General features: G+C 73.4%; 14 protein-coding genes and 3 pseudogenes. 11 read left to right on the top strand and 6 right to left on the bottom strand.

Going from position 1 to position 12,188, the window contains the following annotated elements:
* Positions 1-17: 17 nt before the first annotated feature.
* The 3 genes and pseudogenes from DA06_RS15180 to DA06_RS15190 all read left to right on the top strand — a co-directional run.
* A pseudogene (locus tag DA06_RS15180) lies at positions 18-785 on the top strand (AAA family ATPase); the annotation flags it as partial.
* A 100-nt stretch (positions 786-885) separates the two neighbouring features.
* Entirely contained in the window at positions 886-1,233 is a 348-nt protein-coding gene (locus tag DA06_RS15185; RefSeq protein ID WP_043501589.1) for an ArsR/SmtB family transcription factor, read from the top strand.
* Between the two features lie 23 nt (positions 1,234-1,256).
* Positions 1,257-2,234, top strand: coding sequence for an SRPBCC family protein (locus DA06_RS15190; RefSeq protein ID WP_043501592.1), 978 nt, complete (start codon positions 1,257-1,259; stop codon positions 2,232-2,234).
* A gap of 59 nt (positions 2,235-2,293) precedes the next feature.
* Here DA06_RS15190 and pgm read toward each other — a convergent pair.
* A pseudogene (gene pgm / locus DA06_RS15195) lies at positions 2,294-3,974 on the bottom strand (phosphoglucomutase (alpha-D-glucose-1,6-bisphosphate-dependent)).
* 118 nt (positions 3,975-4,092) lie between these two features.
* Here pgm and DA06_RS15200 point away from each other — a divergent pair.
* From DA06_RS15200 to DA06_RS15210, 3 genes are all read left to right on the top strand, one after another.
* Positions 4,093-4,446 (top strand): rhodanese-like domain-containing protein, encoded by a 354-nt coding sequence (locus tag DA06_RS15200; RefSeq protein WP_043501594.1) that lies wholly within the window; start codon positions 4,093-4,095, stop codon positions 4,444-4,446.
* A 59-nt stretch (positions 4,447-4,505) separates the two neighbouring features.
* A complete protein-coding gene (locus DA06_RS15205; protein WP_043501596.1) occupies positions 4,506-5,381 on the top strand; it encodes a DUF5926 family protein in 876 nt (291 codons plus the stop codon).
* A 101-nt stretch (positions 5,382-5,482) separates the two neighbouring features.
* Entirely contained in the window at positions 5,483-6,340 is an 858-nt protein-coding gene (locus DA06_RS15210) for a glycosyltransferase family 2 protein (protein WP_418605390.1), read from the top strand.
* Here the strand turns inward: DA06_RS15210 and DA06_RS15215 are convergent.
* Positions 6,253-6,873 carry a hypothetical protein gene (locus DA06_RS15215; RefSeq protein ID WP_052436810.1) on the bottom strand — a complete coding sequence of 207 codons (621 nt, stop codon included), beginning with the start codon at positions 6,871-6,873 and terminating at the stop codon, positions 6,253-6,255. The two genes, DA06_RS15210 and DA06_RS15215, sit on opposite strands and share 88 nt — an antisense overlap.
* Positions 6,874-7,115: 242 nt before the next feature.
* Here DA06_RS15215 and DA06_RS15220 point away from each other — a divergent pair, with 242 nt between their 5' ends.
* Complete coding sequence (locus DA06_RS15220; protein WP_052436811.1) at positions 7,116-7,334, top strand: hypothetical protein; 219 nt, start codon at positions 7,116-7,118, stop codon at positions 7,332-7,334.
* Positions 7,335-7,393: 59 nt separating this feature from the next.
* Here the strand turns inward: DA06_RS15220 and DA06_RS15225 are convergent, their stop codons facing one another.
* Both DA06_RS15225 and DA06_RS15230 read right to left on the bottom strand, forming a co-directional pair.
* On the bottom strand, positions 7,394-8,380 hold the full coding sequence (locus DA06_RS15225) for a malate dehydrogenase (RefSeq protein ID WP_043501603.1): 987 nt from the start codon (positions 8,378-8,380) through the stop codon (positions 7,394-7,396).
* Positions 8,381-8,603: 223 nt separating this feature from the next.
* Positions 8,604-8,768: a hypothetical protein gene (locus DA06_RS15230; protein ID WP_418605391.1), complete on the bottom strand. Its 165-nt coding sequence runs from the start codon at positions 8,766-8,768 to the stop codon at positions 8,604-8,606.
* 22 nt (positions 8,769-8,790) lie between these two features.
* Here DA06_RS15230 and DA06_RS15235 point away from each other — a divergent pair.
* The 3 genes and pseudogenes from DA06_RS15235 to hemQ all read left to right on the top strand — a co-directional run.
* Positions 8,791-8,937, top strand: a pseudogene (locus DA06_RS15235) (helix-turn-helix domain-containing protein); the annotation flags it as partial.
* An 85-nt stretch (positions 8,938-9,022) separates the two neighbouring features.
* Complete coding sequence (locus DA06_RS15240) at positions 9,023-9,580, top strand: MBL fold metallo-hydrolase (RefSeq protein WP_418605392.1); 558 nt, start codon at positions 9,023-9,025, stop codon at positions 9,578-9,580.
* Between the two features lie 10 nt (positions 9,581-9,590).
* Entirely contained in the window at positions 9,591-10,310 is a 720-nt protein-coding gene (gene hemQ / locus DA06_RS15245) for a hydrogen peroxide-dependent heme synthase (RefSeq protein WP_043501615.1), read from the top strand.
* A gap of 20 nt (positions 10,311-10,330) precedes the next feature.
* Here the strand turns inward: hemQ and DA06_RS15250 are convergent, their stop codons facing one another.
* Positions 10,331-10,879 (bottom strand): fructosamine kinase family protein, encoded by a 549-nt coding sequence (locus DA06_RS15250; protein WP_418608034.1) that lies wholly within the window; start codon positions 10,877-10,879, stop codon positions 10,331-10,333.
* 23 nt (positions 10,880-10,902) lie between these two features.
* Here DA06_RS15250 and DA06_RS15255 point away from each other — a divergent pair, with 23 nt between their 5' ends.
* Positions 10,903-11,358, top strand: coding sequence for a TSUP family transporter (locus tag DA06_RS15255; RefSeq protein WP_418605393.1), 456 nt, complete (start codon positions 10,903-10,905; stop codon positions 11,356-11,358).
* 20 nt (positions 11,359-11,378) lie between these two features.
* Here DA06_RS15255 and DA06_RS15260 read toward each other — a convergent pair whose 3' ends face one another.
* The gene (locus DA06_RS15260) at positions 11,379-12,113 is read right to left on the bottom strand and encodes a carbonic anhydrase (RefSeq protein ID WP_043501622.1); all 735 of its coding nucleotides are present in this window, start codon (positions 12,111-12,113) and stop codon (positions 11,379-11,381) included.
* Positions 12,114-12,188 lie beyond the last annotated feature (75 nt).

The raw sequence follows: 12,188 nt of genomic DNA on the forward strand, positions 1-12,188 counted from the left end.
GCACGACGTCGCCGCCGTCCCGGCGCAGGCGGCGGCAGGTGGCGGCCGCCGCGGCGCGGCGCGAGGAGATGGCCCGGGTCGTCGACCACCTGGTCGAGACCGACGACAGCGACCTGCAGATCATGTCGATGCTCCGTGGGCAGGACCTGCGTGACGCGCTCGACGGCGCCGCCGCGCCACCGGGCGCCGGACAGGACCTGCTCGCCGGGCCGTTCGCCCACGTCGTCGTCGACGAGGCGCAGGAGCTCACGGACGCCGAGTGGCAGATGCTGCTGGGCCGCTGCCCGTCGCGCAGCTTCACCGTCGTCGGGGACCGGGCGCAGGCCCGGCACGGGTTTGCGGAGTCCTGGCAGGAACGGCTGGGCCGGCTCGGGTTCGGCACGGTCGAGGTGGCCTCGCTGGACATCAACTACCGCACGCCGAAGGAGATCATGGCGGAGGCGGAGCCGGTCATCCGCGCCGCCCTCCCGGACGCCAACGTGCCCACCTCCGTCCGCACCGGCGGAACTCCGGTCAGTCACAGGACGACGGCGGAGCTGGGCCCGGTCCTCGAGTCCTGGCTCGCCGAGCATGCCGAGGGGACCGCGTGCGTCGTCGGCGACCCCACCTTCCGGGAGACCTCCCGCGTCCGCTCGCTCACCCCGGAGCTGGTGAAGGGCCTCGAGTTCGACCTGGTCGTGCTCGTCGAGCCGGAGGCGTTCGGGACGGGGATCGCGGGAGCGGTCGACCGCTACGTCGCGATGACACGGGCCACCCAGCAGCTCGTCGTGCTCCGCGGCCGCTGACCGCCCGCGCCGGACCGGTCGACGCGGCGTTCCCCGCGGCGGTGCTGCCGGCGGTGGACCTCTTGACGGGTGCCGGGGCCGCCCCCTAACGTACAACCAAATGGTTGTACGTAGCGGAGAGTGGCCAGCGCTCGCGGACGACGAGGTCGACCGGATCTTCCGGGCGCTCGCCGACGCCACCCGGCGCGACATCGTCCGCCGCACCCTCACCGAGGAGGCGAGCGTGACGCAGCTCGCCGCTGCGTACGCCATGTCGTTCGCGGCGGTGCAGAAGCACGTCGCCGTCCTGGAAGGGGCCGGCCTCGTGACGAAGCACCAGCAGGGCCGGGAGAGATACGTGCGCGGGAACCCCGACACCATCCGCAGGGCGCAGACCCTGCTGGACCAGTACGAGCAGATCTGGCGCGGACGGGTCGACCGGCTCGACGCGCTCCTCACCGACGAGTGATCTCGCTTCAGGAAGGCGTAGCCATGCCCATCAGCTCCGTCGAGAAGGACCTCGACGCCCTCACGATGACCATCGTCGCCGAGTTCCCGGTGCCCGTCCGCCGGCTCTGGGACGCGTACGCCGATCCCCGGCAGATCGAGAAGTTCTGGGGCCCGCCCGGGTGGCCGGCCACGTTCGCCCGCCACGACATGGCGCCGGGCGGTCGGTCCAGCTACTACATGACCGGCCCGGGCGGTGAGCGGGCGGGTGCGTACTGGGAGTTCCTCGCCGTCGAGCCGGAGCGGTCCTTCGAGGTGCTCGACGGGTTCGCCGGCCCGGACGGCACGCCCGACCCGGCGATGCCGACCACGCGCATGACCTGCACGTTCGAGGAGACCGGCGCCGGTGCGCGCGTCACGACGACCACGTCGTTCGACTCCCTCGACGACCTGCAGAAGCTGCTCGAGATGGGCATGCAGGAAGGCATGACGGCCGCCATGGGCCAGATGGATGCCGTCGTCGCCGACCTCGCGTCCTTCGCCGCGGGCCGGGCCGCCGAGCTGCAGATCCTCAGCGACGCGCAGGTCCGGGTGAGCCGCGTCATCCGGGGCCCGCTCCGGTCCGTGTGGGACGCCCACCACGACCCGGCGCTGCTGCGGCGCTGGATGCTCGGCCCCGACGGCTGGACGATGCCCGTGTGCGAGGTCGCGACCAAGGTCGGAGACTCCTACCGGTTCGAGTGGGAGCAGGAGGGCGGCGGGGGCAGGTTCGGGTTCACCGGTGAGCTGCTCGAGTCGCTGCCGCCGCACCGCGCCGTCACGACCGAGCGGATGGTCGGCGTCGAGGGGCCGGGCACCGTCAACGAGCTGACCCTCACCCCTGTCGAGGGCGGCACGCTGCTCACCGTCGTCATCACCTACCCGGACCCACAGACCCGCGACCAGGTGCTCGCGACCGGCATGGTCGACGGCCAGGAGATGAGCTACGCCCGCCTCGAGGCCGAGGTCCTGACACCGGCCTGACGCCAGGCTCTCCGCGGCCGGCCCGGGGCACCTCCCTCCGCGCCGGCCGGCCGGCCGAGCTACTCGGCCAGCGCCGCGTCGACGACCTTCTTCGCCTCCGCCTGGACCTGCGCGAGGTGGTCGTCGCCGCGGAAGGACTCGGCGTATATCTTGTAGACGTCCTCCGTGCCGGACGGGCGGGCGGCGAACCAGGCGTTGTCGGTGGTGACCTTCAGCCCGCCGATCGCCTCGCCGTTGCCGGGCGCGTCGACGAGCCGGGCCACGATCGGCTCGCCGGCGACCTCGGTGGCGGTGACGTCGGCGGGCCGGAGCTTGCCCAGCTTCGCCTTCTGCGCCTTGGTGGCGGCGGCGTCGATGCGGGCGTAGGAGCTGGCTCCGTAGCGCTCGACCAGCTCGGCGTGCAGCTGGCTCGGGGACTTCCCGGTGACCGCGATGATCTCCGAGGCGAGCAGCGCCAGGAGGATCCCGTCCTTGTCCGTGGTCCACACCGTGCCGTCCTTGCGCAGGAACGACGCCCCCGCGGACTCCTCCCCGCCGAACCCGACGGAGCCGTCGATCAGCCCGGGCACGAAGTACTTGAAGCCCACCGGCACCTCGATGAGCTTCCGTCCCAGGCCCCCGGCCACCCGGTCGATCAGCGCCGAGGAGACGAGCGTCTTGCCGACGGCGGCCGTCGCCGGCCAGTCGGGCCGGTGGGAGAAGAGGTACTCGATCGCGACGGCGAGGTAGTGGTTGGGGTTCATCAGGCCACCGTCCGGGGTGACGATGCCGTGCCGGTCGGAGTCGGCGTCGTTCCCGGTGGCGACGTCGAAGGGCGCGGCTCCGCCGTCGCCGCGCATCTTCTCCCGCAGGGAGGCCATCGCGTACGGGGAGGAGCAGTCCATGCGGATCTTGCCGTCCCAGTCCAGCGTCATGAAGGACCAGCGCGGGTCGACCTCGGGGTTGACCACCGTCAGCTCGAGGCCGTGGCGCTCCGCGATCGCCGCCCAGTACTCCACGGACGCACCGCCGAGCGGGTCGGCGCCGATGCGCACCCCGGCCCGGCGGATCGCGGCGAGGTCGAGGACGTTGGCGAGGTCGTCGACGTAGGCGGTGATGAAGTCGTTCTTCCGCGTCGTCCCGGCCGCCACGGCGCGATCGAAGGGGACGCGCCCCACCTTCTGCCAGCCCTCGCGCAGGATCTCGTTCGCGCGCGCGGCGATCACGCTGGTGGCGTCGGAGCCGGCCGGGCCGCCGTGCGGCGGGTTGTACTTGAAGCCGCCGTCGCGCGGGGGGGTTGTGGGACGGCGTGACGACGATGCCGTCCGCGAGGCCAGGCCCCTCGGTGCGCACGCCGCCGGAGGTGCCGGCGCCGTTGTCCCGCAGGATCGCGTGCGAGAGCGCGGGCGTCGGCGTCCACGAGTCGCGGGCGTCGATCCGCGTCTCCACGCCCGCGGCGGCCAGCACCTCGAGCGCGGTGCGCCAGGCCGGCTCGGACAGGGCGTGGGTGTCCCGGCCGAGGTAGAGGGCGCCGTCGTAGCCCTGCGCGCGGCGGTACTCGACGATCGCGGCCGTGGTGGCGACGATGTGCGCCTCGTTGAACGCACCGTCGAGGCTGGAGCCGCGGTGGCCCGACGTGCCGAAGACGACCTGCTGGGCCGGGTCGTCGAGATCGGGCGTGCGGTCGTAGTACGCGGAGACGACCGCGTCGACGTCGATGAGGTCCTCGGGCAGGGCTGGGGTGCCGGCGCGCTCGTGCATGGCCCGATACTGCCACCGCCCACCGACGTCGGCATGGACACGGAGTCTCCTTCAGGTGTCGCGGCGGCCGCGCGGGCCCGTCACGCAGGCACTCCCGTCCCCGCCTACCCTTGGACGCATGGCCATTCCCGACATCCCCGGCAGCAGCGTGAGCGTCGACGAGCTCGACGCCGCGGACCCGATCCCGGACGGCTACGTCCTCCTCGACGTGCGCGAGCACGACGAGTGGCAGGCCGGCCACGCGCCCGGCGCCGTCCACATCCCCATGGGCGAGCTGCCTGCGCGGATGGACGACCTGCCCGAGGGCGAGCTCCTCGTCGTGTGCCGCTCCGGCGGCCGGTCGGCCCGCTCCGTCCAGTGGCTCAACCAGGCGGGCTACGACGCCTACAACCTCGTCAGCGGCATGAAGGGGTGGCAGGCCGCCGGCTTCCCGGTCGTCCGGGACGACGGCGCAGCGGCCACCGTGCTCTGACCTCCGCGCGGCACGCCGCCGCCCGGACCGCCGCCCCGGTGCCCGTAGTCTTGGGCGCCATGGGTAAGAAGAGCCGCAAGCGTCAGTCCCGCCCGGAGGGCACCCCGAAGCCGAGGCGCCAGGAGGTTCCCTTCGTCGAGCGTCCCTTCGAGGGGCTGCCCGGCGAGCCGGACCTGGTCGCCATGCGGGAGGTCGTCCCCGCCGCCTCCATGACGGTGCGCACCACCACGGAGTACGGGGCCCGCGACGTCCAGCTGGTCACGCTGCTGCCCGACATGCTTCCCGCCCTGCACCGTGAGGACGGTGCCGTGCTCGTCGCGCTGCAGACCGCCGCGCACTCCGGCGACGCCTCCCGCGACGTCGCCGCCGCCCTCCTCGCGGCCCTCGAGCTGGAGCCCGGCACCGCCCTGACCGGCACGGGGCTGCCCGAGCCCGGGCCGCGCCTGCAGGACGTCCTCGACCCCGAGGGGCCCTTCGAGCTCACCGTCCACGACACCTTCGACTTCTGGCTCACCGAGGACGCCAAGAGCCGGGCCGAGGTCGCCGACGCCCTCGAGCAGGCCAACGGCAACATCGTGCCCACCGTGAAGGTCGCAGGCGTGGAGTCCGCCTACTGGTGCCGCATGGGGCGGGAGTTCCTGCGCTGGGCCCGTCCCGAGGACCAGGAGAAGGTGCTCGACGCCGTCGCCCGGCTGCACGCCGCCCGCGAGTCCGCCGTCGACGACGGCGCCAGATTCGTCGGCGCGTTCCGCTCCTGCGGCATCCTCATCCCGGTCTGGGAGCTCGCGCCCGGCACCGAGGCCGAGGAGCTCACGGGTCCGCTCGCCGACTTCGAGAAGAAGCTCGACCAGGCACTGGCGAGCACGGAGCCGCTCACCGCGGACGAGCGTCGTGCCCGCGCGGGGATCGTCTCGCGCCAGGTCAGCCTGCGCTGACCCGCCGCGGCGTCGGGCGGTGAGGGCTTTGCCATCCGGTGGTCAAGGGTTACCGCCGTTGCGGTACGCCTTTGGTCGAGAACGTGGATAGGCTTTACCACGTGAGGCACGGAGCGAGGAGTCAGCGGGTCGCCGTCGTCATCCCCGCCAAGGACGAGGCCGACCGCATCGCCGCCACCGTCCGCGCCGCACGTGCCATCCCCCACGTGGACCTCGTGCTCGTCGTCGACGACGGCTCCGAGGACGACACCCAGCACGTCGCCCGCCGCGCGGGCGCCGTCGTCGTGCGCCACTCGGTCAACCGCGGCAAGGCGTCCGCGATGGAGACCGGGGCGTCGGTCGCCGCCATGCGGGACGTCGAGGGCGCGCCGCGGCGGCTGCTGCTCTTCCTCGACGCAGATCTTGGCGAGACCGCCGTCGCCACCGCCCCGCTCGTGCCTCCCGTGCTGGAGGGGCTCGCCGACTGCACCATCGCGGTGCTGCCCCCGCAGCCAGGTGCCGGCGGGCGGGGGATCGTCACGGGCCTGGCCCGGCGCGCGATCGCCCGGGCCACCGGCTGGTCCCCGACGCAGCCGCTCTCCGGCCAGCGCTGCCTCACCCGCGAGGCGTTCGACACCGCCACCCCGCTCTCGCGCGGCTGGGGCGTGGAGACCGGCATGACCATCGACCTCCTGGTCGCCGGGTTCACCGTCCAGGAGGTTCCCTGCGACCTGCGGCACCGCGCGTCCGCCAACGACCTGGCCGGCCAGATCCACCGCGGCAAGCAGTACCGCGACGTCGCGCTAGCCGTCAGTGCGCGCAAGGTGCGCGGGGTCCGCGTGCCGCCCACCCGCCGCGGCGACAACTCCGTCAGGCAGCGGCCCGGCCGGCCCTACCGGGCGTGGTCCGAGGCCTCCGTGACCTCCGAGACGTCGGAGGCGTCCGGCCCCCGCACGGACGACGGCGGCGCCGAGGCCTGAACCGGCTCGCCGCGGGCGAGCAGCCACCCGGCGAGGACAGAGACGAGCAGCGGCACCGCGAGCGAGATCCCGATGGCCGGCAGGACGATGCCGGAGTCGTTGGCCAGGAAGGCGATCGTGAACGTCACGGCCAGCGACAGCACCGCGGGCCGCAGCATCGGGATGTCGGCGTCGATGCGGCCCACGGACCCGCCGCCCACCAGCCAGCCGTAGGAGTCGTTCCGGCCGCGGCGGGTCGCGTCGCGCAGCGGCCGGGTCAGCAGGACCACCACGACGACGATCCCGCCGATCGCGAGGAACGTCAGGGTGGAGCCGAACAGGTTCGCCAGGTTCTGCGCGATCTTCCGGCCCACCACCGACCACAGCCCGCCGTCGAGCACGGTCTCGACGAACCGGCCCAGGTGCGAGCGGTCGGCGGGCGGGCGCAGCCAGTCGACCACCGAGAAGCTCACGGCCAGCACGCCGGTCGCGCCGAGCACGAGCACGATCCGCCGCCACGTCAGCCGGACACCGGCGGCGAGCAGGGCCAGCACGAGGAACCCCGGGATGAGCGCGGGGGGGGCCGCCGAAGTCCGCGCCGATCGTGGGCGCGCCGTCCAGGACGACGGCGACCAGGCCGATCGCCCCCACCGCTGCGGCGGCGAGGGGGCCGCGGCCCGCGCGGACCAGCGGGTCGGCGACGCAGGTGGCGGCCAGGATGGTCGCCGCGGCGAAGAGCGAGAACGAGGAGTTGTTGAAGCCGTAGAAGCGTCCGCCGACCTGCGGCTCGACCCCCATGAGCGAGGAGAGCTGGAGCGTGGCGCCGGTGAGCACGTCGGCGGCGAGCACGACCGCCGTCAGCCCGGAGACCACCGCGACCGGGCCCAGCATGCTCCGCCGCCACGGCCCGAGCACGGCGACGGCGGAGATCGCGGCCGCGATGAGCGCGGTGGCCGTCAGCACCACGGCACCGGGGCTGGCGGCGCGCCACCATGGCAGCAGGTTGGCCAGGTAGGAGGCGATCGGGCGGGGCGTGCGGCCGGCCGCGGGGCGTCCGGGCGGCCGGTTGGGCCGTCAGACGAGGCCGAGCTCCTTGACGGCGTCGCGCTCCTCGGTCAGCTCGGCGACGGAGGCGTCGATCTTCGCGCGCGAGAAGTCCGAGACCTCGAGGTCCTGGACGATCTCCCACCGGCCGTCCTTCGACCGCACCGGGAAGGAGGAGATGAGTCCCTCGGGCACGCCGTAGGAGCCGTCGGAGACGATTGCGGCAGAGGTCCAGGAGTCCTCGCCCGTGCCGTTGACCCAGTCGTGGACGTGGTCGATCGCGGCGTTCGCGGCCGAGGCGGCCGACGACGCGCCGCGGGCCTCGATGATTGCGGCGCCGCGCTTGGCGACGGTGGGGATGAAGTCGTTCTCGAGCCAGGACTGGTCCACGAGCTCGGAGGCGGGCTTGCCGTCGACCGTCGCGTGGAAGATGTCCGGGTACTGGGTGGCGGAGTGGTTGCCCCAGATGGTCAGGTTCTTGATCGCCGAGACGGGCGCGCCGGTCCTGGCCGCGAGCTGGCTCAGCGCGCGGTTGTGGTCCAGGCGCGTCATCGCCGTGAACCGCTCGGCCGGGACGTCGGGTGCGTGCTGCTGGGCGATGAGCGCGTTGGTGTTCGCCGGGTTGCCGACCACGAGGACGCGGACGTCGTCGGCGGCACCTGCGTTGATCGCCTCGCCCTGGGGCTTGAAGATGCCGCCGTTGGCCTCGAGGAGGTCGCCGCGCTCCATGCCCTTGGTGCGGGGGCGGGCGCCCACGAGCAGCGCGACGTTGGCACCCTCGAAGCCCTGCTTCGGGTCGTCGAAGATGTCGATGCCGGCGAGCAGCGGGAAGGCGCAGTCGTCCAGCTCCATCGCGGTGCCCTCGGCCGCCTTGACGCCCTGCGGGATCTCCAGCAGCCGCAGCTTCACCGGGGTGTCCGGTCCGAGCAGCTGGCCGGAGGCGATGCGGAACAGCAGGGCGTACCCGATCTGGCCGGCAGCTCCGGTCACGGTGACGTTCACCGGTGTCGTGGTCATCGACGCACTCCTTCGTGGGGTTGGAGATATCTCGGCATCAAGATTACTCCCTGCGCCGCGGGCCCTCCGGCGTCCGCCCAGCACCCCAACCCCTCCCCCGCGAGATGTCAACTTCTCCGCGAGACGTCAACTTCTCCTTGAGACGTTTTGAAGCTGCCGCGCCTGGTGGGGGCGGTGTCGGACATCGAGCGGTGAGGTCTCGCTGACGAAATGACGGGCGGTCTCAAGGGGTCCACGCAACACCTCGATGAGAAGAGGTGGTGCGGGTGCCGCGTCCGATGGTGTGGGTCCCGGGGCGCAGGGCGTTCTGGCGGGCGATCCGGGCCGGGGACTGGACGTTCGAGTCGGCGGCGGCGGCCGCGGGCGTGTCACGCGAGGGGGCACGCACGTGGCTGGCCGAGGCTGGCGGGGTGTGTCCGTTAATCCTCGGCGAGCCCACGGGACGCCGTCTGTGCGTGCAGGAGCGGGACGAGATCGCGGTACGGCGCGCCGCGGGCGAGGGGGTGCGGCAGATCGCCCGCGCGCTGGGACGTGCCCCCAGCACGGTCAGCCGGGAGCTGGCCCGTAACCGGGCCGCCCGGCACCCCCATCCCTACCGGGCGCACCTGGCCCAGGCCAAGCACCACGGCAGAAGGAGGACGGATGCTCGAGCGGGACGTGGGCAAGGGTGTGCACCGGCTGGAGCACGCGTACGTCAACTGCTACCTCATCGAGGACGACGACGGCCGGCTCACGGTCGTGGACGCCGGCCTGCCGGCGTTCTGGCCGCTTCTCGGCGCGGCGCTGCGAGAGCTGGGCCGCCGACCGAGGGACATCGCGGCGCTGGTGCTCACCCACGCGCACTTCGACCATGTCGGGGTGGCACGCCGGCTCCAGGAGCGCCTCGGCGTGCCGGTGTGGGCGCACGAGAAGGAGAAGTACCTGGCGGCGCACCCGTACCGCTACGCGCACGAGAACATGCGCGGGATCTACCCGCTGCGCCATCCGCGCGCGGCCATGATCCTGGGGGCGATGGCCAGGGCGGGCGCACTGACGGTCAAGGGTGTGAGCACGACGTCGTCGCTGGAGGACGGCGTGCGGCTCGACGTGCCCGGCCGGCCCCCAGGTGTTCAACTTCTCCGTGAGAAGTCACCGGTGCGACGTCTCGGCGAGCAGCCGCCGTCCCACCGCGACCCACCTCCGCGCCCCGCGGAACGATGAAGGAGTGCCCATGAGCCAGCCCGTCCCCCGCATCGGCGAGGGTGCCGACGCCGAGAGCATCAACGCCTCGATCAACTACACGATGTGGTCCGTCTTCGCCACGGCCGCCCCGCTGCCCGGGGACGCCGACGCGCGCGCCGCCCTCGCGGCCGCGGCGCAGGAGGCCGTGGCAGGTTCCGGCGTCGTCGTGCGGGGCTGGTACGACGTCGCCGGGCTGCGCGCGGACGCCGACCTCATGGTGTGGTGGCACGCCGCCACGATCGAGGAGGTCCAGGACGCCTACCACCGGCTCCTCGCCTCCGACCTCGGTGCCTTCCTCGAGCCCGTCTGGTCCGTCGTCGGCCTGCACCGCCAGGCGGAGTTCAACAAGCGGCACGTGCCTGCCTACCTGGCCGGCGAGGAGCCGGGCGGCTACCTGTGCGTGTACCCCTTCGTGCGCTCCTACGAGTGGTACGTCCTGCCCGCGGAGGAGCGCAGCGCGATGCTGCGCGAGCACGGTATGGCCGCGAAGGACTACCCGGACGTGCGGGCCAACACCGTCTCCGCCTTCGCGCTCGGCGACTACGAGTGGATCCTCGCGTTCGAGGCCCCCGAGCTGCACCGCATCGTCGACGTCATGCGGGAGCTCCGTGCCGTCGGGGCGCGCCGCCACGTGCGCGAGGAGATCCCCTTCTTCACCGGTCCGCGCGTGCCGCTGGCCGACTGGGCGGAGCGCCAGCCCCGCGCGTAGGCGCGGTCCCGCGGCCCGGGCTACGCGTACCGGGCCGCGACGGACACCGTCCGTCGCCCGTAGGTGCCGCCGAACAGTGCGGCGTGCACGATCAGGATGTGGAGCTGGTGCAGCTCGACGCGGTCGCGCCAGCCGTCCGCCAGCGGCGACACCTCGTCGTAAGCAGCCAGGATCCGGTCGAGGTGGGGGGCGCCGAAGACGGCCAGCTGAGCGAGGTCGCACTCGGCGTGACCGCCGTGCGCCGCCGGGTCGATGAGGGTGGCTCCCGTGCCGGGTGCCCACAGCACGTTGCCGGACCAGAGGTCCCCGTGCAGCCGTGCGACCCCGGCCACCAGCGCCGGCTGCGGGGCGTCGTAGCCGCCCGCCGCCACCCGCTCGGCGCACCGCCGGACGGTGCGGGCGCGTCGTCGTCGACGGAGCCGTTGGCGACGGCGTCCGCGAGATAGGGCAGGATCCGGTCGATCGCGTAGAACTGGCCCCAGGAGCTGCCGCCCTCGGGCGGTTCGGCCCGCAGCGGCAGCGTGGCCCGGCCCATGAAGCCGTCCCCGTCGAACCCCGGCGGCGGGCAGCCGTGGTGCGGTGCGCCCGCTCCGTGCGTGCGGGCCAGCGCCCGGCCGAACGCCTCGGCGGCGTCCGCCGTCGGCTCACCGTGGCGGAGGGGCGGCCGGCGCCGGACGACGGCGGCGCGCCGCGCCGACGGCTCGTCACCGGCGCGTACGGCGTCCTGGGCGGGTTCACCACCATGGTGGCGAACGCCGGCGGGCCGGTGATGGCGCTGTACTTCCTGGCCTCGAACTTCTCGATCAACCGCTTCCTGGGCACGGCGGCGTGGTTCTTCCTCGCCGTGAACCTCGCCAAGACACCGTTCTCGGTGTCCCTCGGCCTGATCACCGCCGACTCGCTGCGGCTCGACCTCGTGCTCGCGCCGGCGGTCGTCCTCGGGGCGCTCGCCGGCCGGCTGCTGGCACGTCGGTTCGACCAGCAGCTCTTCGAGCGCCTGGTGATGAGCCTGACGGTCGTCTCCGCCGTCTACCTGCTGGTGTGGTGACGGCAGGCGTTCGGTGACCCTCAGTCCTCGAGCCGGCCCAGGTGGTCGACCAGGTGTGCGGTGCCGTCGGTCAGGATGTACTCCGCGCCGACGATCGCGCAGCGCCCCTCCTCGACCGCGGTCGCGAGCGACGGGGAGTAGTCGCGCAGCATCTGGACGGTCGCCCGCACGTGGGCGCGGCGCAGCTCGTCGTCGCCGGGCAGCGAGACGCTGCGCGTGGCGGGGCCCGCATCCTCCTCGACGGCGGAGCCGCCGGCGGCGGCGTCGTCGGAGCCGGTCTCAGGCGCGGGCCCGGAGCCGGCCGCGGCCTGGCCGGTTCCGAGCTCGGCGTGGGTGACCAGGGACGGGATGACGCGTTCGACCACGGACCGCACGAACCCCGTGGGCATGCGGCTGGTGAGGAGCGCCTCGGTGGCGGCGCCCACGGCGCCGCAGCGGTCGTGGCCGAGGACGACGACGAGGGGAGCGCCCAGGACGTCGACGCCGTACTCGACCGACCCGATCACCGTGGCGTCGAGGACGTGGCCGGCCGTCCGGACCACGAACAGGTCACCCAGTCCCTGGTCGAAGACGATCTCGGCGGCCACCCGCGAGTCGGAGCACCCGAGCAGCACGGCGAACGGGTGCTGCTCCTGCGCCACGGCCGCCCGGTGGGCAGCCCCCTGGGAGGGGTGCTGCACGGCGTCGGCGACGAATCGGGCGTTGCCCTCCTGGAGGCGCTGCCAGGCCTGGGCGGGGGTGAGAGCTGTGGTCATCCCCCCATCATCCCAGCGTGGGCGCCTTCTCCGGTGGCGCGTTCCGCCCGTTGGCGGTTATCTGTGAGCAGGAAC

It is taken from the genome of Georgenia sp. SUBG003, assembly GCF_000715355.2.
GTDB lineage: Bacteria > Actinomycetota > Actinomycetes > Actinomycetales > Actinomycetaceae > Georgenia.

What these genes read in the sequence shown, in the direction of transcription:
- DA06_RS15185 (WP_043501589.1), top strand. Translation starts at nt 886, where the DNA reads ATGGTTGTACGTAGCGGAGAGTGGCCAGCGCTCGCGGACGACGAGGTC.
- DA06_RS15190 (WP_043501592.1), top strand. Translation starts at nt 1,257, where the DNA reads ATGCCCATCAGCTCCGTCGAGAAGGACCTCGACGCCCTCACGATGACC.
- DA06_RS15200 (WP_043501594.1), top strand. Translation starts at nt 4,093, where the DNA reads ATGGCCATTCCCGACATCCCCGGCAGCAGCGTGAGCGTCGACGAGCTC.
- DA06_RS15205 (WP_043501596.1), top strand. Translation starts at nt 4,506, where the DNA reads ATGGGTAAGAAGAGCCGCAAGCGTCAGTCCCGCCCGGAGGGCACCCCG.
- DA06_RS15220 (WP_052436811.1), top strand. Translation starts at nt 7,116, where the DNA reads ATGAGCGAGGAGAGCTGGAGCGTGGCGCCGGTGAGCACGTCGGCGGCG.
- DA06_RS15225 (WP_043501603.1), bottom strand. Translation starts at nt 8,380, where the DNA reads ATGACCACGACACCGGTGAACGTCACCGTGACCGGAGCTGCCGGCCAG.
- DA06_RS15240 (WP_418605392.1), top strand. Translation starts at nt 9,023, where the DNA reads ATGCTCGAGCGGGACGTGGGCAAGGGTGTGCACCGGCTGGAGCACGCG.
- hemQ (WP_043501615.1), top strand. Translation starts at nt 9,591, where the DNA reads ATGAGCCAGCCCGTCCCCCGCATCGGCGAGGGTGCCGACGCCGAGAGC.
- DA06_RS15260 (WP_043501622.1), bottom strand. Translation starts at nt 12,113, where the DNA reads ATGACCACAGCTCTCACCCCCGCCCAGGCCTGGCAGCGCCTCCAGGAG.